Here is a 22,753-nt window from a genome sequence, read left to right on the forward strand (position 1 = left end):
ATATGGCAAGATTTGAATTGAAACTTCCAAAAATGGGAGAAAGCGTTGCAGAAGCAACCATTACAAACTGGTTAAAAGAAGTTGGAGACAAAATTGAAGCTGACGAAGCGGTACTGGAAATTGCTACTGATAAAGTAGACAGTGAAGTGCCAAGCGAAGTTTCGGGAATCTTGGTGGAACAATTGTTTGGTAAAGATGATCTAGTTCAAGTGGGTCAGACTATCGCAATTATTGAAACCGAAGGTGGAGAGCTTGTGTCAATTGTTAAAGAAGCCGTAGCTCCTGAGGTTATTGCTGAAGTGACAAAAACAGTGGATGCCGCAAAAGAAGCAGTTGCAGCTCCAGCTGATTTCTCTGATTCTGAAAAATTCTTATCGCCTTTGGTAAAAAACATTGCCAAAGAAGAAGGGGTTTCTGTAGCTGAATTAGCAGCGATTTCAGGAACAGGAAAAGAAGGAAGAGTAACTAAAAATGATATTTTAGAATACGTAAAAAATAGAACAAGCCAGTCTGTAGCTGCGGTACCAGCTGCAGCAGTTCAAAAACCAGTAGCAGCTCCAGTGGCGCAAAAAGCAGCTCCAGTATCTGTAAGTGGTGGTGATGAGATTATAGAAATGGACAGAATGCGCAAGCTAATTGCGGGTTACATGGTCGCTTCGGTACAAACTTCGGCTCACGTACAATCATTTATTGAAGTCGATGTGACGAATATTGTAAAATGGAGAGAGAAAAATAAAAATACTTTCGAAAAAAGAGAAGGGGAAAAATTGACCTACACGCCAATTTTTATGGAAGCTGTTGCTAAAGCCCTGAAAGATTTCCCTGGAATGAATATTTCTGTAGATGGTGATTATATCATCAAGAAGAAAAATATCAATCTTGGAATGGCAGCTTCGTTACCAAACGGAAATTTAATTGTTCCTGTTATTAAAAATGCAGATCAACTGAATTTGGTAGGAATGGCAAAAGCGGTAAACGATTTAGGTGGTCGCGCGAAAGCGGGGAAACTAAAACCGGACGACACACAAGGCGGAACCTATACGGTTACCAATGTGGGGACTTTTGGAAGTGTTTTTGGAACACCAATTTTGAATCAGCCGCAAGTGGGAATTTTAGCCCTTGGAGCAATCCGTAAAATGCCGGCAGTAATTGAAACGCCAGAAGGAGATTTTATCGGGATTCGCCAGAAAATGTTCTTGTCGCACAGCTATGACCATAGAGTGGTAGATGGCGCGCTAGGAGGCAGTTTTGTAAAAAGAGTTGCGGAATATTTAGAAGCATTTGATGTAAACAGAGATGTTTAAAATTTTATAATTACAATTTAGACCCGATTGATTTTTAAAAATCAATCGGGTTTTGTTTTTTTGAGGTTTATGGGAACTTTAAACGTAGAACTTTAAACGAAATTAAACCCAAATTTCTATATTTGTATCCACACAAAATTTAAAAATGGAACTTAAACTCAATAAACCAATTTGCTTTTTCGATCTTGAAACCACAGGAATTGACATCGGAAAAGATAGAATTGTAGAAATCTCAATATTCAAAGTTTTTCCAAACGGAAATAAAGAAAGCAAAACCTGGTTAGTGAATCCTACGATTCCAATTCCCGCTCAAACTACTGCTGTTCATGGTATCACCGATGAAAAAGTGGCGAATGAGCCTACTTTTAATGAACTGGCGGCGCAAGTTTACAATATGATTAAAGACAGTGATTTGGCTGGATTTAATTCAGATCGTTTTGATATTCCGTTATTGGCCGAAGAAATGTTACGTGCCGGAGTAGATTTTGATATGAAAGGCAGAGTTTCAGTAGATGTACAAACTGTTTTTCATAAAATGGAAGAGCGAACTTTAAGCGCGGCACATAAGTTTTATTGCGGAAAAATGCTTGAAAATGCACATTCTGCAGAAGCGGATACCATGGCGACTTACGAAATATTAAAAGCGCAACTGGACCGTTATCCAGAACTGGAAAACGACATGAAATCACTATCAGAATTTACTACAAGAAAGAAAATTGCTGATTTTGCAGGAATGATAGCTTTTGATAAGGATGATGAAGAGATTTTTACTTTTGGAAAACACAAAGGAGTGAAAGTGGATAAAATTCTGGAAACAGAACCTGGTTATTTCAGTTGGATACAAAATGCTGATTTTCCGTTGTATACTAAGAAAGTTTTAACGGCAATCAAACTTAGAAAACTAAATACAAAATAGTGATTAGTAATTAATGTTCAGTTTAAGTCTGAACACTAAATGATAACACTGAATACTTAAAAAGAATGAAGATCATCTGCATCGGTAGAAATTACGCCAATCATATAGAGGAGTTACAGAACGAAAGACCAACGGAGCCTGTTGTTTTTATGAAGCCGGATTCGGCTGTTTTATTGAAACAGCATCCATTTGTGATTCCAGAATTTTCGGAGGATATTCACCACGAAATTGAAATTATTGTCAAAATAAATAAAGTTGGAAAATACATCGAGCCTAAGTTCGCACATAAATATTATGACGAGATTAGTGTTGGAATTGATTTTACAGCCCGTGATTTACAGGGAGAATTGAAAGCTAAAGGCTTGCCATGGGAAAAAGCCAAAGCATTTGATGGCTCGGCAGTTATAGGTGAATTTTTGTCAAAAAATCAATTTAGTTCATTAGAAAATATTACTTTTGAATTAACCAACAACAATAAAACGGTACAAAAGGGTAATTCCAGTCATATGTTGTGGAAAATTGACGAACTAATTTCATACGTTTCTCAATTCTTCACACTAAAAATTGGAGATATTATTTTTACAGGAACTCCGGAAGGAGTAGCTGCTGTAAAACCAGATGATGTTTTGGAAGGATTTTTAGAAGGACAACAACTATTTAGAATACAAGTAAAATAATGGCTATAAACTACAACCTTTCAAAAGTGTACGCACTTTCAGACAACGATGCGGAATTTGTAAATGAAATTTTGACATTGTTTGTCACCGAAGTTCCAGATGATTTAGTGCAAATCAAAGAAGGAATAAAAAAGAAAGACCATAAGCACGCTTATGCTTATGCGCACAAGATAAAACCTACGCTTGATTTAATGGGGTTAAACGTGGCTTTTGAGGAGATTCTTCAAATCGAGGCATGGACTAAAGCAGAAGGTAAAAAGAAAGACATCAAAGAAACTTTTAAGAGCGTAAAAAACCAAGTTAATGACGCTATCAAAGAAATCAAAAAAGATTTCGATTTGTAGTTTTGGGGCGTGACCCGCTGAAAAAGTGGGTCGGGCTATCCGTTACTAACGAAGTTCACTGAACTCCTATGGAAATAATTATTAGGTGAAGTAATCTCTCTCTCGTTAAAAAACGAGAGAGGATTTTCACTATTATCCTTCACGCAAAAAAAAAACGGAATGTGTTGTTTTACACATTTCTCTTTTAAGATTGCAATCCGATAAAAAATATCACAAAAAAAATGAAAGCAACCATAGTTACCATTGGTGACGAAATTTTAATAGGCCAAATTGTCGATACAAATTCGGGTTTTATAGCCAAATCATTAGATAAGATTGGCGTTGAAATCAACGAAATGATTTCGATTAGTGATGATAAAAAACACATTTTAGATACATTTGCAGTACTTCAAAACAAAGTCGATTTAGTTATTATAACGGGTGGTTTAGGACCAACAAAAGATGATATAACCAAGAAAACATTTTGTGATTATTTTGATGATGAATTGATTGTTGATCAAAAAGTACTGGCTCATGTTACGCAACTTATTGAGGGCTTTTATAAGCGAACAATTACCCAAATCAATAAAGATCAAGCGCTGGTTCCGTCAAAATGCACGGTTCTTCACAATCAGGTGGGTACTGCGCCAGGAATGTGGATGAAAAAGGAAAATACCGTTTTCATTTCGCTTCCCGGAGTTCCTTATGAAATGAAGTATTTAGTGGAACATGAGATCATCCCAAAAGTAGTTCGGGAATACGAACGACCTTATATTATCCATAAAACAATTCTCACGTATGGACAAGGTGAAAGTATGGTGGCGGAACGGATAGAGGATTGGGAAAATAACCTTCCGGAATTTATTAAGTTGGCTTATTTACCTGCACCGGGAAGAGTTCGTTTGCGTCTTTCGGCCCGTGGCACAGATAAAGAAAAATTAGAAGCTGCTCTTGAGAGAAATGTAAACTCGCTGGATGCTATAATCCATGATATTATCGTTGGTTTTGATGATGATGAAACTTTAGAGGTTGTGATAGGAAAAATGCTTACAAAGCAAAATAAAACGATTTCCACTGCCGAGAGTTGTACCGGAGGTAAGATTGCAGCAGCATTGACATCGGTTTCCGGGGCTTCAAAGTATTTTAAAGGTAGTGTGGTTTCGTATGCAACTGAAGTTAAAATCGATGTTTTGGGTATTCCAGAAAGCATCGTAAAAGAAAATTCTGTGGTGAGTATAGAAGTAGTTTCGGCGATGGCATTGAATGTAAAAAACATGATGAAAACAGATTATTCAATTGCGACAACCGGTAACGCTGGACCGTCAAAAGGAGACTCAAATGCTGAAGTCGGATTAGTTTTCATCGCATTGGCAACACCAACCGAAGTAATTGTTGAAGAATTTAATTTTGGTCAACCACGTGAAAAAGTGATAGATAGAGCTGTAATTAAAAGTTTAGAACTATTACAGAAAGAAATTTTAAAAAATGTGCAATAAATTTGTTGCTTAATAGGTTTATTTTTCTTTTCTTTGCACCCTGATTTTGAATAACGATAAAAGATAAGTATAATGTCAAGAGTTTGTGACCTTACAGGTAAAAGAGCGATGGTAGGAAATAACGTTTCTCACGCTATGAACAAAACTAAGAGAAAATTTTCTGTAAACTTAGTTAAAAAGCGTTTTTATCTTCCAGAAGAAGATAGATGGATTACTCTAAGAGTAGCTGCATCTACGATAAAAACAATTAATAAAAATGGAATCGCTGCAGTTTTGAAAAAAGCGCAGTCAGAAGGATTTATTAAATAATCCATTCCAAAATAAAAAAATAGCAAGATGGCAAAGAAAGGTAATAGAATTCAGGTAATTTTAGAATGTACTGAGCACAAGACTTCGGGTGTTGCAGGAACTTCAAGATACATTACAACAAAGAACAAAAAAAATACACCAGACAGATTAGAGATTAAAAAATTTAATCCTATCTTGAAACGTGTAACTGTTCACAAAGAAATTAAGTAATAATTAGAGATTTTGATAAAATCTCAAATGTTCTACATTTGAAAATTTTATTTAAATTTAAATAACATTTTAATCATGGCAAAGAAAACCGTAGCATCGTTACAAACAGCTTCTAAGAGATTGTCAAAAGCCATCAAAATGGTGAAATCTCCAAAAACAGGTGCATATACATTCGTAGAATCTATTATGACACCGGAATCAGTTGACGAATTCTTGAAAAAGAAATAATTAACAATCACATTATATAGAAAAGCTACTTTCATTCGGAAGTAGCTTTTTTATTTTCTATATTTACCGTTAGAAAAACGTATTGGTTCTTTGGACTTAAATACTTCATTCTTAATACTATTTATACAATGAGTTTTTTTAAAAGAATATTTTCATCAGAGAAAAAAGAAACATTAGACAAAGGTCTTGAAAAATCAAAAACAAATTTCTTTTCGAAGTTAACCAAAGCGGTTGCTGGAAAGTCAAAAGTGGATGATGAAGTCCTGGATAATTTAGAGGAAATCTTAGTAGCCTCCGATGTTGGTGTGAATACAACCTTAAAAATTATTAAAAGAATAGAAAGCCGTGTGGCTTCAGATAAATATCTTGGAATAGAAGAACTCAATCAAATCCTCAGAGAAGAAATTGCTGCTTTATTATCAGAGACTAATACAGGTGAAGCTAGCGAATTTTTAATTCCAATTCAGACGAAGCCTTATGTTTTAATGGTGGTTGGGGTAAATGGTGTTGGTAAAACGACTACCATTGGTAAATTAGCATATCAATTTAAAAAACAAGGTTATAATGTGGTTCTTGGTGCAGCCGATACTTTTCGTGCCGCAGCCATCGATCAGTTGCAAATATGGGCGGATAGAGTAGGCGTTCCTATTGTTCGTCAAGATATGGGAAGTGATCCGGCTTCGGTGGCTTTTGATACATTGCAATCAGCTGTGGCGCAAAATGCCGATATTGTTATTATTGATACAGCAGGTCGATTGCATAATAAGATTAATCTAATGAACGAATTGACCAAAGTGAAACGAGTGATGCAAAAAGTCGTTGGTGACGCGCCACATGATGTGTTATTAGTTTTGGACGGCTCAACCGGTCAGAATGCTTTTGAACAAGCAAAACAATTTACAGCAGCTACTGAGGTTACTTGTTTAGCAGTTACTAAACTAGACGGAACTGCAAAAGGCGGTGTTGTAATAGGAATCTCAGATCAATTTAAAATTCCAGTAAAGTACATTGGTGTTGGAGAAGGAATTGAGGATCTTCAGGTTTTTAATAAGTATGAGTTTGTAGATAGTTTTTTTAAATAATAGTTAGAATGGATTTCTCTTCTTTGAAAAATACACCTCCGATGTATCTTTATTTAGTGAGTATTATTTCTTTTATATTGGCAAATCTTGTCCGAGATAAAAGTCTTGGTTTCTATTATTTTTTATTAATAATAGGTTTGGTTTTCTTTGTTTTGGGTTTTATGAGACGGTTGAAAACCAAGTAATTTTATTGATACAAAGCACTGATTTTTTGCCATAAAGTTTCGTCAAAATCGGATAAAGCAAAAGTGGGATTATCTGGATTAGCAACATCTCCCATTCTGATAACGACCATTTTCTTGCTTGGAATAACATAGATTTTCTGGTCATTTTTCCCTAAAGCCATATACATATCGGCTGGAGCTGTCGGTATTAAACTACCGTTGAACTGAAGTTGGCTTTGTGGTAAATGATAACTTGATTTTCCGTTTAGCCACCATAAGTAGCCGTATCCCAGATTTATGTTTTGTGAAGTGTTTGTTGCTTCATTTAAGTAGTTATCATTCACTATCATGTTGCTTTCCCATTTTCCTTTGTTGTAGATTAACAATCCAAATCGTGCCATGGAGCGAGTATTGCTTCCATAAACGGAATTATTGCCTAATTGAAACCACGCACCCTCCATTCCTATTTTATCTTTCAATTTGGTGTTGAAATAGGAATTCCAGGTTTGACCACTGGCTTGAGCAATCACATCCTGTAATTTTACATATACATTATGATACGCCCAACGTGTTCCTGCATCGGCTTTGTACTTTAGGCTTGCTGGATCAACATCATCCGTAATATCATCTAATCCGGAAGTCATATTGAGCAGGTGCTTGTTTGTAATCAAGTTTTCTTTGGCTAAAGGTAAACTCGTCCAACCGGTTCCTATGTATTGCGAAACTTTATTGTTGATATTGATTAGGTTTTCTTGTTGTGCAATTCCTGTTACTGTTGAGGTCAGTGTTTTTCCGGCGCTTGCCCAATACCAAAAAGCATTGGCGTCATGACCATTGAAATAATTTTCCATTACGATTCTTCCGTTTACAAGAATGATGAAAGATTTAGATTTTTTTAGTTGCAAATAATCTAGTAATGGTTCAACGGCGGTTTGTTTCCAACCTAAACTTGCAATAGATTTTGTTTCCCAAGTTGTTCCGTTTAAAGGCGGGAAATAGAGTGTTTCTGCAGGTGTTGGGGTTGGAGTTGGTTCGGTAGTATCGGAACTGCAACTACTACAAAATAATACGATGAGGAAACTGTAGATTATTTTTGACATCTTGCTAATGATTTATTTCTAATTCCTTTAAGACCAAAAATATAGAAAATAGTTTAATGTGTTTCTACTATTTTTGTTTTCTTTGAATTTAATAAGAGTAACTTTGTATTTAGAATAAACATGATATAACTCGAATTCCCTAGCCCTGATGGAAGTGGCATCCCATCTCGTTCTCAAAACGAGATGGATATAGCGTACAGCAGGAAATAGCTCCTAAAAATAATAATTATATGAAAAAAACATTTAGCATTCTTTTTATAGCATTCCTTTTTGTAGGATGTCAGCAAAATATTAAGCCCGCCGATATTGCAAAAATAAATGGATATTGGGAAATTGAGAAGGTTGTTTTTGAAAAAGGAAAAGATAAGGAGTATGGGATGAATGAAAGCTATGATTTTTTTAAAATAAGCGACAATAAAGGGATTCGGAAGAAAGTAATGCCGCAATTGGATGGCACTTTTTTGGTGAATGATGTTTACGAAAACGTAACGGTGCGATTTGCCGATGATAAAGTATTTTTGGATTATTCGACACCTTATATGAAATGGAGTGAGGAATTGATTGCTGTATCAGCGGAAGAATTAGTATTGCTTAACAAGGAAAAAACGGAATATCATTATAAGAAAGCAACATCAATAAATTTACTAGGCGATGGCAAAACGACTAAATAATCAAAGTACGATAGGGGATGTTTTGAAGCAAATAATCCAGGTGAATAAACTGCAACCCGGAATGGACCAAATTGACGTGAAAGATGCCTGGAAAAATCTGATGGGAAATGGTGTGAATAATTATACTAAAAATGTGGTTTTGAAAGGAAGCACTTTGTATGTGGAATTGAGTTCTTCAGTATTACGGGAAGAATTAAGCCATGGAAAGTCTAAAATCGTCGCGATGATTAATGAAGAACTGCGTCGTGATGTGGTAAAGGATGTAGTTTTAAGATAGAGATTTGAGATTGTTGATTAACAGTTTGTAGATTTAAGATTTTTTGCATAAAAAAATCCCGTTTCAATTTTGAAACGGGATTTTCTATTTTTTACTGTTCAGATTAATATGTCACTGAACACTAAAAACTGAGCACTAAGTACTAGAACTGCTCTCTTCCAGCAAAATGGAAAGCACCTTCGATAGCTGCGTTTTCATCGCTATCAGAACCGTGAACTGCATTTTCTCCAATAGAAGTTGCGTATGCTTTACGAATAGTTCCTTCAGCAGCTTCAGCTGGATTTGTAGCACCAATTAAAGTTCTGAAATCTTCAACAGCGTTATCTTTTTCTAAAATAGCAGCAACAATTGGTCCTCTTGACATGAATTCAACTAATTCACCGTAGAAAGGTCTTGCAGCGTGAACTTCGTAAAAAGCTTGTGCATCAGCAATAGTTAATTGTGTTAATTTCAAAGAAACGATTTTGAAACCTGCATTTGTAATCATTGCAAGTATGTTTCCGATGTGTCCGTTAGCAACAGCATCAGGCTTAATCATTGTAAATGTTCTATTAGTAGCCATCTTTTTATTTTTTAAATTTTGTGCAAAAATAGTATTTTTTTATTGATTATTTTTACAAATTCGGCATTCAAATAACGGTTATCTGATTAAAGTACAATAATATCAAATTTATTGTCCAATGGTTTGAGGTGTTCAATCAATCTAGGAATCAGATTTTCACCGAATTCCAAATAAAATTCCGAAAAATTAGTTTGTCGTTCCTGTAAGCTTTGGTTGGGGAATAACTCGTTTTGCAAGTCGGTGATGCGTTGTAAAATATCACTCAATTTTCTTTTTTGTGCTTTTAGCAAACGTTTTTCCAAATTTTCTAGACCTTTAATTTGTTTTACTTCCTGCGCTTTTAAAGCTCCAATGAAGGATTCATCTGTTATATTTGCCACTTCATAAAGCTCTTGAAATTGTTTTTGCAATTGTTTTTTTAGATGCGTTAAATCGACTGGGAAATCTGATAATTCTTTGGTTTTAGTAGTTACTAAATGGGCTTGTTTCGAAAATAAATTTCCCCAATTCAATTCTAATTTGTCTGCTTTTTTAGCTTGTTTTTCAGTAGCCAATAATACAGAGTTTCTTAATAAAAGTATTGGAAAAGTTACTTTTGCAGCAGCAAAAAAGGATTTTAGCTCCAACCAATAGGCAATTTCTCCACCTCCGCCGATGTAACATAAATTGGGTAGAATCACTTCTTGATATAACGGACGCATAATAACGTTTGGGCTGAATTTTTCAGGATGATTTTCTAAAAGGGATAAAATTTCTGTTTCAGAAAACTCAATTTTAGTGTGGTTTACTTTGTATCTATCGTTTTCAAAAATGATGCGTTCTCGTAAATCATCTTTAATATAAAACAAATTGATTTCACGTGGATTTACCTGAACCGTATACTCTTTTAATTTTTCGGCAGTTTCCAATACCAATTTATGGGAGGATTGTTGCAGCAATTCTTCTTTTGCAAAAGGGATAAAGCTGCGTTTTAAATCCTGATTGTCGGCATCCAAAATAACTAAACCATGCGCGCCAAAAAGTGCATTTGCCAAAAATCTTGTGGCATCGGCTAGATTGTCATGCTTGATATAAGAATCCTCAAATAATTTTTTTACTGCGTTTGCATTTAAATTGGAACCAATTTCTAATGTAAATATTTCAAGAAATTCATCCAGACCTTCAGTAGACAAACGACCCACAGGACCAGTGCTTTCTTTGTTCCAACGGAATTTTTTACCTTTAAAGTTGAAATAATTAATTTCTTCAAAATCATGGTCTTCGGTTGCCATCCAGTAAATGGGTACGAAATTATGCGTTGGATATTTCGCTTTTAATTCGGTTGTTAAATTTATAGTCGAAATGATTTTATATAAAAAATATAAAGGTCCGCTGAAAAGATTCAGCTGATGACCTGTTGTGATGGTGAATGTATTTGGATTATTTAAAGCTTCAATATTTTGTTTGGTTAAAACGGAAGTTTTAATTTTTGAATATTGTTTTTGTAAAGTAGAAACTAAAATGGATCTGTTGTTATTGTCGTAGTTGTTATGCTTTTCAAGGATTTGATCTTCAAAGTTCTCAAGCTTTGGAAATCTATTGTATAGAGAATCTAAATTGTTCTTTTGATCTAAATAATCGTTCATCAAGGAAGAGAAATATCCGGAATTTTGATAGCTGATACAGTCGGTTGGCATGTTTTGAGTTTCTAAATTTGTCGCTAAAGTAAGAAAAAGTAAAGTTATGTTTTTTTGGTTTAAGATATGTTTAGGAAATTAGTAATTATCGCTTTAAACTAAAATGTCCTTTGTGTTCTTTTCCATCAGCTCTATTTACTAAAAACCAATAATCATCGGAAGGAAGTTCGTTTCCATTTATGGTTCCGTTCCAAGATCCGGTTTGGATTAATTCTGTGATTAATTTTCCATAACGGTCAAATATTTTTATAGTCAAGTTAGTTTCCAAATCTGAAAATTTAATATTCCAAGTATCATTAAAGCCATCTCCGTTTGGGGTAAAATATTTTGGGTACATCAATAAAAAGACATCATCTGTGGCGGTTCCGCAACCATTCTTATCCCTGACGTGTACGGTATATGCGCCACTATACAATGCTGAAAATTGATTACTGTCCTGAAAATGTATACCGTCAATTGAATATTCGAAATCACCTGCACCTGATGCAAAAATGGTGATTGTATTCTCATTATTAGTCCAGTCTTTGGTCTCAATAGCTGTAATTGTTGCACTATTTGATTTTTTTACTTCAAAATTCTTCGTGCTGGAACAAGAAATTGTACTGTAATTATTGGTAACTGTTACTGAAAAATTACCGGGAGTTGATACCATTATGGATGGTGTTGTTGCTCCATTTGACCATAAATAGCTGTCATAACCGGCATCTGCATGCACTATAATAGTATTGTTTTCGCAAATGGGTACAATGTCCTGAATTGAAATCATTGGTTTTGAGAGGAGAGTTAGTTTTAATTCAGCAACAGCATAGCAAGGCGTATTCGAGTTGATTCGAACGTAGATTTTGTTTTCACCTACGACTAAGTTATAATTTGAAAAGGTAGTAATTTGATTGGCTGCTAATTGATTTTCGGCATCTAAACTAGTTGAGTAATAAGAAAATGTATATCCTATAGTATTTGAAATTAGCTTTGAATTATAGTCTGATAAATTTACTTTTTCAGAACCGTCATTCAAATCATCACAAAACAATTCTTCATAATTATTTGCGGGTAAAGTGTTTATTAGCGAAATAGTAACAGCTATTTTGCTCAAACTTTCGCAACCATATACTGTTTGAGTTGCATTATAGGTCACGCCGTCTTGTAAAGAAGTTGAATTGGACAAAAGAACTCCAATACTATTATACCATTTTATGTCGTTACCCGAAATTAAAATTGAACTTACCGTAGGATTTTGAGTCGTACAAAAACTTTGATTTGCATTTCCAGTTGGAGCAGGTGTATTTTGGATGTTTATAAGAACTGGAATTCTTTCGCTTTCGCAACCATTAATAGTTTGCGAGGCATAATAAGTGATTCCGTTTTGTAATGGAGTTGTGTCTGATAAAAGTGTTCCACTTGTTAGAGCGACGTACCATTTTATATTTTGACCCGTAATTGCAATTGAACTTAACGTTGCATTTTGTTGGATACAGAAGCTTTGAGGATTTGTTAATGTAGGTTTCGGAGTAAAATTTGTAAAAGGAATTAGTATAACTGTGGTAGCATTTGAAATACAACCAATGCTATTTTTTACTTTTATATAATATGTTCCAGGATCAAGATTTGATTGCATCGCATTTGTTTTCCAAGTAACTCCATTGTCCAAACTATATTCTGATGCAATATCGGTAATTATAATAGTCCCTTTAAGATTATTACAGTCTGGCTGAATAGTTGTAAATTTAGGATTTACGGGATAATCAGTTGGAGGATTAATTTTTACAGATAATGATACAGACTCGCAACCGCTACTATTCTTAACCCGAACTAAATAGGTCCCAGCTGCTAAATTTCCTGAAATTGGATTGGTCGAATAATTTGCGCCATTGTCAAAACTATACTGGTAAGCGGCACTTGTAATGGAAATAGAACCAAACGGATTACTACAACTCACAGGTTGAGAAACGTTTAAGATTGGAATTGAAGGTGCGTTTGGAGGTGGATTGATTGTTGCAGCATAAGCAATCGAAGGGCAACCATTTGTATATTTTATTCGGATTAAATAATTTCCAGGAGATAAACTAGCAGTATTGCTCGTATTCCAAGTTAAACCATCATCAAAACTATATAGATTTGCAACAGTAGAAACCATAATGCTACCTGTTGATGATGTGCAACCAATAGGATTTGTAACTACAACTTGTGGTGCTGCTGGAATTGTGGGTGCAGCATCTATGGTAACAGGTGCGCTAAGAGAAATACAGCCAGAATTATATTTAATCATTAAATTATATGTTCCTGGTGCTACATTGGATTTTGTGTTTGAAGTTCCAAACGTGATTCCGTTATCAAAACTATATAAATCGGCAACGGTATCGATGGATAGTGATCCTGTAAAGTTGGTACAATCTGGTTGACTTGCTTTGTAGGCAGGAGCAGGAAGTGCAGATAATGTTGAAATAGTGACTGTGGCAGCATCAGAAACGCAACCAGCTAAATTTTTAATTTTTATAAAATAAATTCCTGGAGAAAGATCCGTCTTTGTATTCGAAAAAACGTAGGTTAATCCATTGTCATAACTATATGTTGCAGCAGTTGTGGTAATAGTAATAGAACCTTTTGCAGAGCTACAATTCGGCTGGGTTGAAGTATAAGCAGGAGCAGCAATTGTAGTACCTGAACTTAAATTTACAACTGTTGTTGATGATTCGCAACTATAAGAATTTGTTTTGATTTTAATAATGTACGTACCAGCTCCTACATTTATTTTTGTTGGATTTGTTGTCCAGCTGTTTCCATCATTGAAACTATAACTTAGTGCCGTTGTAGTTATGGTTATGCTACCGTCAGTTGCTCCGCAAGAAGAGGGCTGAACAATCTGTACAGCGGGTGCTGGAGGAATGGCAGGCGGTATGTCAATATAGGCATAACTCCCGTAAGAGATACAACCTAATGTGTTTTTTATTACTACAGTATATGAACCGCCAGCTAGATTTTTCTTTATGGGATTTGTAGTCCAAGTTAAACCATTATCAAAACTGTATTGATCTGCAGTAGTATTTATTATTATAGTCCCGTAAGGAGAACTACAAGTTGGCTGAATGGAAGTTACATTTGGTGTGGGTAAATAATATTTATTAATGTAGTAGTATTGTGACTGTGATTTGCAACCAGCTGTATTTTTAATAACAATAGTATAAGATGATGATGTTGGATTTAGTAAAATAGGATTGGTAGTCCAAGTTGTACCTCCATCAAAACTATATTGATCAGCAGGTGTAGTGATGGTAATACTTCCTCCATTTTCACAACTTGGTTGTATCACTTTTACATTTGGATTCGGAAGATAAAAAGGGTTAATGTATATCGATATGCCATAAGATTTGCAGCCAGTTGCATTTTTTATAACAATATTGTAATATCCCGACGTTAGCCCAGTAAGGGTGGGGTTTGTTGTCCAAGAACTACCACCATCAAAACTATATGAATCTACAACTGTTGCAATAGTAATGCTTCCATTGGTACCGCAAGTTGGTTGAACGTATGTGAAATCTGGATTTGGCAAATAATATGGATTTAAATTTGCGTAAGTATTATAAGGATAAGAAGTACATCCATCAGCATTTTTTACCACTAAATAATAAGAACTAGAATTAAGATTAGTGAAGACAGGATTGGTATTCCATGAATTACCTCCATCTATGCTGTATTGTGCTGCAGTAGTAGTAAAAGTTATGCTTCCTCCGTTTCCACAAGTGGGTTGTGTTGTTGTAAAAGTAGGATTAGGAAGATAAAAAGTTTGAATATTTGCAGAATTAGAGTTAGAAATACAACCTTGGGCATTTTTTATGGAAGGGTAATAATAGCCAGAAGAAAGATTTGAAAAAGTAGGACTTGTAACCCAAGTTTGTCCATCAATACTATACAAATCTGCAGTAGTGGTGATGGTGATGGAGCCTTTTGTACCACAAGCTTGTTGGACGATCGTGTATTTTGGTGGTGCTAAATGAGTTGAATCCAAATAAACAGAAATATATTTGGATGTACAATCCGCTTTTTTTACCAATAGATAGTAATATCCTGGGCTTAAATTGTTAAAAATAGTATTTGTACTCCAGGTTGTGCCATAATCTATACTATAGTAATCTGCAGTGCTGTTGAATGTAATATTACCAATATTTCCGCAACTTGGATTAGTAACTGTATAATCGGGATCTGGAAGACTAGGGGTATTAATCGGGATACCTATATTCTGTGATACGCATCCTAGACTATTTTTTATGGAAATGTTGTAATATCCATAAGAATTAATATTTGATAATGTAGGAGTGGTTCCCCAAGTATACCCCCCATCAAAGCTGTAAAAATCTGCAATTGTATTTATTGTAATACTTCCTGCAGTAGTACAAGTTGGCTGAATGACAGTAAAAGTAGGTTCCGCTATATTTGGATTGTTTAAATAAACACCAGTTGGATAGGAAGTACAACCAATGCTATTTTTTATAATTATGTTGTAATACCCTGGAGGCAGTGATTTATTATTGAGGGTCGTCCAAGTTACTCCATCGTCAAAGCTGTAAGAATCTGATAATGAATTAACAGTGATTTTTCCATTTACACCACAGGTTGGTTGTTTTATACTAATAATTGGTGTAGACAAGTAGGGTTGGTATAAATAAACATAATTAGCAGCGCTAATACATCCTGCACTATTTTTTACTTTTACAGGATAGTTTCCATAGGGTAAATTTGCTACGTTATTGTTAGTCCAAGTTACACCATCATCAAAACTATAGGAATCTCCAACTGTAGTAATAGTAATGCTTCCATTACTTCCGCAAACGGGTTGCTCTGCAGTATATTCAGGATAGGAATATTGAAAATCATTTAAATAAACGTAGGTATAATTGGAAGTACAACCTAAAGCATTTTTGATTCCTAAAGAATAGCTTCCGGTGCTTAAATTGCTCATGGTGTTACTCGTAACCCAAGTTGTACCTCCATCAAAAGTATAAAAATCTGAAATAGTATTAATGGTAATGTTTCCGGCTACATTACATGCAGGATGTAGCAAAGTATAAGATGGAGTTTCTAACGTATTGCTACTAATAAGTACATTGTTGGCCGAAGAAATACAACCCTGTAAATCTTTTATACGAATTTTATAATTCCCAGGCAAAAGATTGGTGGCAGTAGCATAATTTACCCAAGTTACACCATCATCAAAGCTATAATATGCAGATGGCGTAGTAATAGAAATAGTACCTGCGTCTCCACAAAATAGTGGATTGGTATAATTATAATTTGGATATGAAGTTGAGACAGCTGTAATGGTTACACTTTGAGAATAAGAAGTGCATCCATTTATGGTTTTTATTTTTACTAAATACGTACCGGGAGATAAATTACTCTTTGTGTCGTTTGTACTCCAAGTTGAACCATCATCAAAACTATATTGTGATGCAGCTGAGGTTACTTTTATACTTCCTGTGGTAGAAAAACACGAAGGTTGAGTGATTTGCAAAATTGGTGAAACAGCAGTCTGGCTAGGTTCTATAGAAACACTAGCATTGCTACTACATCCAAAAGAATCAGTAACAGTAACAGAATAATTTCCTGTCAAAGTTACTGTAATGCTTTGCGAAGTGCCTCCTGTACTCCATAGATAGGATGATCCTGAAGAAGCTGTTAATACAGTGCTTCCTGAGCATACATTTAGAATACCTGTAATATTTACCGTTGGATTTCTTACCTCCAAACTTGCAGAAATTATTTTGTAGCAAGTGACATCTTTACTCACTCTAACAAAAATAGAAGTGCTTGAACTTGGATAACTTGAGAAATTGGTGATTGCATTCAAGTTAGCTTCCGCATCATTGTAATTTTTGTAATAATTAAAATTTAAACCTGTAGTTGAAGTTACCACCAAAGAATTTAATTTAGATAAATCAAAATTTTCGCTTCCGTCACGATTTGCATCACACTGAGATACCTTTGCTGTTGTTACATTAATATTGCAACTTGAAGTACAATTTAAAAAAGAAATATCCCAACCAGAATTCGCATCAGGATCTGTGGCCGAATTAAATGTAGTTCCGGCACAAGAAGTTCCAGAAATATCATAATCTACTTGTACTCCAACATTATAATTTGCATTGGTACTATTAGGAAAATCAGTGGCCTTCAATGTAAAACAAAACTTTTTATTTGTTGTGTCTAAACTTGAGGTTGTAGATGTACTATAAACTGATACGTTATTACTGTTATAAACATTTAAAGTAATTTTTTTTACCGATGAAGAAATTCCGCCAGAATTAGGAATGGTGTAATTTCCACACACGGAAATCGGTAAACTAGGGCAAACTTTATCCAAAGGATCTAGTTCTACAGATCCTTGTAAATTTTCTGTAGAATGCAGTAAGCAAATATCATCTACATACATATATCCGAAATGTCCACCCAATCCACATCTTGAAGCCATAAATTCCACGGTAAATTCTTCGTTGTTAGGTATAGATGAAATATCCAGTATTCCAGATTGCCAATTGGCAGTATACAAAGTGACGTAAGAAGAAGTTTGACTCGGAACTTTGGTGAAAATGCAATTTTTTTCGTCACCTACCAAACAAAATTCATTTACAACAACACCGTTTTTATCTAAAATCCGTGCTTTTACAAATGCTTGATTGTCAGTGTGACTATTGTCATATACACTCTGTAATACTGCTTTGTAGTTGAATTTTAGATAATTTTCATTATTAGTTTTAAACCTTTTGCCCTGAACAATAGAGCCATAAGTAGATGAGTTCTCATAATTAATTTTAAGGGCATATTGATCGAATGCTTTTATATCTCCCATATAAGGATCAACCAAATTTGAAGACACACCAGTTGCCATGATATCCATATTATTAGGGTCATACCGATTGATGTATGAATTGGCGGTATTGGTAATAGAGCGGCATTGCGTTGGTCCAGGAGGATCACCTATGGTATAAAAAAAATTCTTGAGGGAACTACTTCCACTGATAGTCTCATATTGTTCGAAACTTCCATTGGTACACATTTCTACAGCTTGTTGTGTAGCTGTTGTTTTCAAATTCAGATTTACTTTTTTTAAATTCAGGATTTCTTTTTTCCTTTTTTCTTCCCGAATTTTCAAAAACTCGTTTTGCTCATCCAAAGTTTGAATTAAATGACCATTTTTATCCTCCAATAAAATTTTATTGGATAAATTTGGATTAGTTTCTTGAGAAAAAACAACAATACTTTGGTGAAATAAAATAAACAGCAGTAGGACTTTAAGCTTCATTGTGGGAATTTTGTACACAAAAGTAAATAAAAAATCAGGGTTTTAGCAGGAAAGATATTAATTTTTGTATGAATTTTATATTTGAAATCGTTAGGGCCAAAATGCAGAAATGACATTGTTTTTCAAGAGATTAAATTCAATTAATTTCTTGATTTTACTCGAATAACTGCAAGTTGTTTCTTTTGTTGAAAAACAATAAATATCCCTTATTTTTGCACAAAACAATTCCTCTTGAAAACCAAATTATTCGTAATCACGCCGCCCTTTACCCAACTGAATACACCGTATCCGGCAACCGCATATATCAAAGGGTTTCTGAATACTAAAAACATTGAGTCTGTTCAGGCGGATTTGGGTATCGAAGTGATTTTGAAATTGTTTTCGAAAGAAGGACTTGAAAATTTGTTTAAAGTCGCAAGTTTAAAATTTAACTTTGGAGAAGTCTCAGATAATTCGAAACGTATTTACGCTTTGCAAGATGAATACCTTAAAACTATAGATCCTGTCATTGCTTTTTTACAAGGGAAAAATCCAACATTGGCGCTTCAAATTTGTCAAGAAGATTTCTTGCCGGAGGCGTCTCGATTTGCTCAGCTCGAAGAATTGGATTGGGCTTTTGGAACCATGGGAACACAGGACAAAGCGAAGCATTTGGCGACTTTATATCTCGAAGATATCTCCGATTTTATTGTGGAATGTGTTGATGCTAATTTTGGTTTCAGCCGCTATGCGGAACGTTTGGGACGAAGTGCCAATTCTTTTGACGAGCTGTACGAAGCCTTGCAGCAAGAGCCAACGTATATTGATACTGTTCTCCTTTCGATTCTAAAAGAAAAAATAGAAACCATTCAACCTACATTATTCCTGATTTCGGTTCCGTTTCCAGGTAATTTATATTCTGCTTTTCGTTCCGCACAATGGGTGAAAAAGCATCATCCAAACATCAAAATTTCAATGGGTGGTGGTTTTCCCAATACGGAACTGCGTTCGCTTTCAGATGCACGCGTTTTTGAGTTTTTCGATTTTATTACTTTGGATGATGGCGAAGCACCAATTGAAGAATTAATTTCCAATATTGAAAAACCAGGTTACAATTCCTATAAAAGGACTTTCCTTTTAGAAGATGGAATAGTAGTTTACAAAAATAATTCACTAAAACACGATTACAAACAATCGCAAGTGGGAACTCCGGATTATTCGGATTTGCTTTTGGATAAATATATTTCGGTTATCGAAATTGTGAATCCCATGCACCGTATGTGGAGCGATGGCCGGTGGAACAAACTTACCATGGCGCACGGTTGCTATTGGGGGAAATGTACGTTTTGTGATATTTCATTGGATTATATAAAAATTTACGAACCCGTTGCAGCCAATTTATTGTGCGATCGAATGGAGGAAATGATAGCCCAAACAGGCGAGAACGGATTTCATTTTGTAGATGAAGCGGCTCCTCCGGCTTTGATGCGCGCTTTGGCTCTTGAAATCCTCCGCAGGAAATTAGCAGTGACATGGTGGACGAACATTCGATTCGAAAAAAGCTTTACTAAAGATTTGTGTTTGCTTCTAAAAGCTTCCGGGTGTATTGCGGTTTCTGGTGGTTTGGAAGTAGCTTCGGACAGATTATTAAAACTAATAGATAAAGGTGTTACGGTGGAACAAGTAGCGAAAGTCACTCGGAATTTTACCGAAGCAGGCGTTATGGTTCATGCCTATTTGATGTACGGTTATCCTACACAAACCATTCAGGAAACGGTGGACAGTCTCGAAATGGTGCGTCAATTATTTGAAGTTGGTGTATTGCAATCCGGATTTTGGCACCAGTTTGCGATGACCGCTCACAGTCCTGTTGGCTTGTATCCAGAGAAATTTGGTGTGGTAAAGGAAACCGAAGCGATTGGAACTTTCGCTAATAACGATATTAATTATACCGATTCAACAGGAATCGATCATGATAAATTCAGTTTTGGACTTAAGAAATCTTTGTTCAACTTCATGCACGGAATCTGTTTTGATTACGAATTGCAGGATTGGTTTGAATTTAAAATTCCAAAGTCTAAAATTTCTCCCGATTTTATTTTTGATGCTTTGCAAGAAGACGATGATTTCAATATCAAACCTACGGCTAAAATCGTTTGGTTGGGTGGGAGGCCATTTGTAGAACATTTTACCAAATCCAAGAAAGGAAATTCTTGGGAAATGATGACTTTGACTTTTCATGATAAGAAAGAAAGTTTCTCCATTCAAACTAATAAAAAGGAAGGAGAATGGTTGGTAGAAATGCTGCAAAAAATTTCTGTTTCGAATGCTAAAATTTATAATTACCAAGAAATTAAAGCTGATTTCGAAATACAATTGGAAGATTTTGAATTGTTTTGGTACTCAAAGCCAATTAAAACCCTTAGAGAGTTTGGATTATTAGTCTTATAAATTTATTTCATATAACTATATCTATTTAGCATAAAATTTAATTTTAGGTTTACGAAAACGTTTTCTTTTACTTATTTTTACGATTCTAAAATAGAAACAAATGAGTATTGGTTATAAAGTTAATGTAAACGACACTTTTCATTTTGATTTGGAAAAGGAAAGTGTTTCACAACTGGATGCAGTAAGTGTGGAGACTAACAAGTTCCATATTTTACACGAAAACACACCTTATCAAGCGGAAATCGTCACTTCTGATTTTCTTCAAAAAAACTACACTGTTAAGGTAAACAACAACACCTACACCGTTGCCATTTCAAATCCTTTGGATATTTTGATTAAGGAAATGGGATTCGAAACGGGACTTACCAAACAAGTCAATTTTATCAAAGCACCTATGCCCGGATTGATTCTGGAAATTAGTGTTGTGGTGGGACAAGAGGTAAAAGAAAACGACAATTTAATAATTCTTGGCGCTATGAAAATGGAAAACAGTTTCCTTTCTCCTCGTGATGGTATTATCAAATCGATTTCGGTTGCTATGGGAGATGCAGTAGATAAAGGACAGTTGTTAATTGAATTTGAATAAGACTATGAAAAAAATATTAGTTGCCAATAGAGGGGAAATCGCCATTAGGGTGATGAAAACCGCACAAAAAATGGGCATTAAAACTGTAGCAGTTTATTCAACTGCCGATAGAAATGCACCGCACGTAAAATTTGCTGATGAAGCCGTTTGGATTGGAGAAGCTCCTTCAAGTCAATCCTATTTATTAGGTAGTAAAATTATAGAAGTTGCTAAATCTTTAAATGTGGATGCCATCCATCCTGGTTACGGTTTCCTGAGTGAAAATGCAGATTTTGCTGAAGAAGCCGAAAAAAATAATATCATTTTTATTGGTCCAAAATCGAAAGCGATAAAAATCATGGGAAGTAAATTAGCGGCGAAAGATGCCGTTAAGCAATACAATATTCCAATGGTTCCCGGTTTTGATGAAGCCATTACGGATGTCGAAAAAGCAAAAGTCATTGCGAAGGAAGTTGGTTTTCCAATTCTGATTAAAGCTTCAGCAGGTGGTGGAGGAAAAGGAATGCGTGTGGTAGAAAGCGAAGCTGATTTTGAATCTCAAATGGATCGCGCCATTAGTGAAGCGATTGCTGCTTTTGGAGATGGTTCGGTTTTTATCGAAAAATATGTGGGTTCGCCAAGACATATCGAAATTCAGGTTATGGCAGACAGTCACGGTAATGTACTGTATTTATTCGAAAGAGAATGCAGCATCCAGCGTCGTCACCAAAAAGTAATTGAAGAAGCTCCTTCTTCCGTTTTAACACCGGAATTGCGTAAAAAAATGGGAGAAGCAGCCGTTTTGGTAGCTAAATCCTGTGATTATTTAGGAGCTGGAACTGTTGAATTTTTATTGGACGAAAATAATAATTTCTACTTCTTGGAGATGAATACGCGTTTGCAAGTGGAACATCCCGTTACCGAATTAATTACTGGAACTGATTTAGTCGAGCTGCAAATCAGAGTAGCTCGAGGCGAAGAATTAACAATCAAGCAAGAAGACTTGAAAATAAAAGGACATGCGATGGAATTGCGTGTCTATGCCGAAGATCCTATGAATGATTTTCTACCTAGTGTGGGTCATTTGGATGTATATCAATTGCCTATCGGTGAAGGAATTCGTGTAGATAACGGTTTTGAGCAAGGCATGGATATTCCTATTTATTACGATCCGATGTTGGCCAAATTGATCACTTTTGGAGAAACCCGAGAAGAAGCGATTCAAATTATGATTAAGGCCATTGAAAATTATCATGTAGAAGGAGCTCAGACAACATTACCTTTTGGGAAATTTGTTTTTGAACACGAGGCGTTTCGTTCCGGAAAATTTGACACGCATTTCGTGAAGAATTACTACAGTGCCGAAATGTTAAAAAACCAAATAGCGCAAGAAGCCGAAATTGCAGCTCTTGTGGCAATGAAACAATATTTTGAAGATCAAAAAATCGTACGCTTACCAATTCAGTAAA

At 35.1% G+C, this 22,753-nt stretch carries 18 protein-coding genes; 14 read left to right on the forward strand and 4 right to left on the reverse strand.

The annotated features are described in order from the left end of the window. Positions 1 to 2: 2 nt before the first annotated feature. The 9 genes from ACNQF8_RS09340 to ftsY all read left to right on the forward strand — a co-directional run bounded on the left by ACNQF8_RS09340 (position 3) and on the right by ftsY (position 6,545). A complete protein-coding gene (locus tag ACNQF8_RS09340; protein ID WP_417952318.1) occupies positions 3 to 1,304 on the forward strand; it encodes a dihydrolipoamide acetyltransferase family protein in 1,302 nt (433 codons plus the stop codon). 145 nt (positions 1,305 to 1,449) lie between these two features. Further along, entirely contained in the window at positions 1,450 to 2,220 is a 771-nt protein-coding gene (locus ACNQF8_RS09345; protein ID WP_417953355.1) for an exonuclease domain-containing protein, read from the forward strand. Positions 2,221 to 2,285: 65 nt separating this feature from the next. Beyond that, on the forward strand, positions 2,286 to 2,897 hold the full coding sequence (locus ACNQF8_RS09350; RefSeq protein WP_417952316.1) for a fumarylacetoacetate hydrolase family protein: 612 nt from the start codon (positions 2,286 to 2,288) through the stop codon (positions 2,895 to 2,897). Next, positions 2,897 to 3,241, forward strand: a complete 345-nt coding sequence (locus ACNQF8_RS09355; protein WP_099715939.1) for an Hpt domain-containing protein — start codon at positions 2,897 to 2,899, stop codon at positions 3,239 to 3,241. Before ACNQF8_RS09350 ends, ACNQF8_RS09355 begins: the two co-directional genes overlap by 1 nt. A gap of 221 nt (positions 3,242 to 3,462) precedes the next feature. Beyond that, complete coding sequence (locus tag ACNQF8_RS09360; RefSeq protein ID WP_417952315.1) at positions 3,463 to 4,716, forward strand: CinA family nicotinamide mononucleotide deamidase-related protein; 1,254 nt, start codon at positions 3,463 to 3,465, stop codon at positions 4,714 to 4,716. 72 nt (positions 4,717 to 4,788) lie between these two features. Continuing rightward, on the forward strand, positions 4,789 to 5,025 hold the full coding sequence (rpmB, locus tag ACNQF8_RS09365; RefSeq protein ID WP_024980263.1) for a 50S ribosomal protein L28: 237 nt from the start codon (positions 4,789 to 4,791) through the stop codon (positions 5,023 to 5,025). A 27-nt stretch (positions 5,026 to 5,052) separates the two neighbouring features. After that, the gene (rpmG, locus tag ACNQF8_RS09370) at positions 5,053 to 5,235 is read left to right on the forward strand and encodes a 50S ribosomal protein L33 (protein WP_017495179.1); all 183 of its coding nucleotides are present in this window, start codon (positions 5,053 to 5,055) and stop codon (positions 5,233 to 5,235) included. Between the two features lie 75 nt (positions 5,236 to 5,310). Continuing rightward, positions 5,311 to 5,463 carry a DUF4295 domain-containing protein gene (locus tag ACNQF8_RS09375; RefSeq protein ID WP_072987107.1) on the forward strand — a complete coding sequence of 51 codons (153 nt, stop codon included), beginning with the start codon at positions 5,311 to 5,313 and terminating at the stop codon, positions 5,461 to 5,463. 128 nt (positions 5,464 to 5,591) lie between these two features. Beyond that, positions 5,592 to 6,545: a signal recognition particle-docking protein FtsY gene (gene ftsY / locus ACNQF8_RS09380; RefSeq protein WP_315210281.1), complete on the forward strand. Its 954-nt coding sequence runs from the start codon at positions 5,592 to 5,594 to the stop codon at positions 6,543 to 6,545. A gap of 187 nt (positions 6,546 to 6,732) precedes the next feature. On the opposite strand, the gene ACNQF8_RS09385 is transcribed toward ftsY, so the two are convergent. Continuing rightward, positions 6,733 to 7,809, reverse strand: a complete 1,077-nt coding sequence (locus ACNQF8_RS09385; protein WP_417953354.1) for a serine hydrolase domain-containing protein — start codon at positions 7,807 to 7,809, stop codon at positions 6,733 to 6,735. Positions 7,810 to 8,039: 230 nt separating this feature from the next. Between ACNQF8_RS09385 and ACNQF8_RS09390 the strand changes: the two genes are divergently transcribed. Further along, positions 8,040 to 8,480 (forward strand): hypothetical protein, encoded by a 441-nt coding sequence (locus tag ACNQF8_RS09390; protein ID WP_417952313.1) that lies wholly within the window; start codon positions 8,040 to 8,042, stop codon positions 8,478 to 8,480. Then, positions 8,461 to 8,757 carry a DciA family protein gene (locus tag ACNQF8_RS09395; RefSeq protein WP_282715726.1) on the forward strand — a complete coding sequence of 99 codons (297 nt, stop codon included), beginning with the start codon at positions 8,461 to 8,463 and terminating at the stop codon, positions 8,755 to 8,757. Before ACNQF8_RS09390 ends, ACNQF8_RS09395 begins: the two co-directional genes overlap by 20 nt. 142 nt (positions 8,758 to 8,899) lie before the next feature. Here ACNQF8_RS09395 and ACNQF8_RS09400 read toward each other — a convergent pair whose 3' ends face one another. The 3 genes from ACNQF8_RS09400 to ACNQF8_RS09410 all read right to left on the reverse strand — a co-directional run bounded on the left by ACNQF8_RS09400 (position 8,900) and on the right by ACNQF8_RS09410 (position 18,289). After that, positions 8,900 to 9,319 (reverse strand): nucleoside-diphosphate kinase, encoded by a 420-nt coding sequence (locus tag ACNQF8_RS09400; protein WP_091259031.1) that lies wholly within the window; start codon positions 9,317 to 9,319, stop codon positions 8,900 to 8,902. 86 nt (positions 9,320 to 9,405) lie between these two features. After that, positions 9,406 to 10,995, reverse strand: coding sequence for a bacillithiol biosynthesis cysteine-adding enzyme BshC (gene bshC, locus ACNQF8_RS09405; RefSeq protein WP_417952312.1), 1,590 nt, complete (start codon positions 10,993 to 10,995; stop codon positions 9,406 to 9,408). 85 nt (positions 10,996 to 11,080) lie between these two features. Further along, a complete protein-coding gene (locus ACNQF8_RS09410) occupies positions 11,081 to 18,289 on the reverse strand; it encodes a T9SS type B sorting domain-containing protein (RefSeq protein WP_417953353.1) in 7,209 nt (2,402 codons plus the stop codon). Between the two features lie 231 nt (positions 18,290 to 18,520). Here ACNQF8_RS09410 and ACNQF8_RS09415 point away from each other — a divergent pair, with 231 nt between their 5' ends. The 3 genes from ACNQF8_RS09415 (at position 18,521) to accC (ending at position 22,752) form a co-directional block, all read left to right on the forward strand. After that, the gene (locus ACNQF8_RS09415; RefSeq protein ID WP_417953352.1) at positions 18,521 to 20,719 is read left to right on the forward strand and encodes a B12-binding domain-containing radical SAM protein; all 2,199 of its coding nucleotides are present in this window, start codon (positions 18,521 to 18,523) and stop codon (positions 20,717 to 20,719) included. Positions 20,720 to 20,819: 100 nt separating this feature from the next. Then, entirely contained in the window at positions 20,820 to 21,305 is a 486-nt protein-coding gene (locus ACNQF8_RS09420) for an acyl-CoA carboxylase biotin carboxyl carrier protein subunit (RefSeq protein ID WP_315210298.1), read from the forward strand. 4 nt (positions 21,306 to 21,309) lie between these two features. Continuing rightward, a complete protein-coding gene (accC, locus tag ACNQF8_RS09425) occupies positions 21,310 to 22,752 on the forward strand; it encodes an acetyl-CoA carboxylase biotin carboxylase subunit (RefSeq protein ID WP_417953351.1) in 1,443 nt (480 codons plus the stop codon). Position 22,753: the final 1 nt, after the last annotated feature.

Source organism: Flavobacterium labens, from assembly GCF_048286755.1.
Classification (GTDB): Bacteria; Bacteroidota; Bacteroidia; order Flavobacteriales; family Flavobacteriaceae; genus Flavobacterium.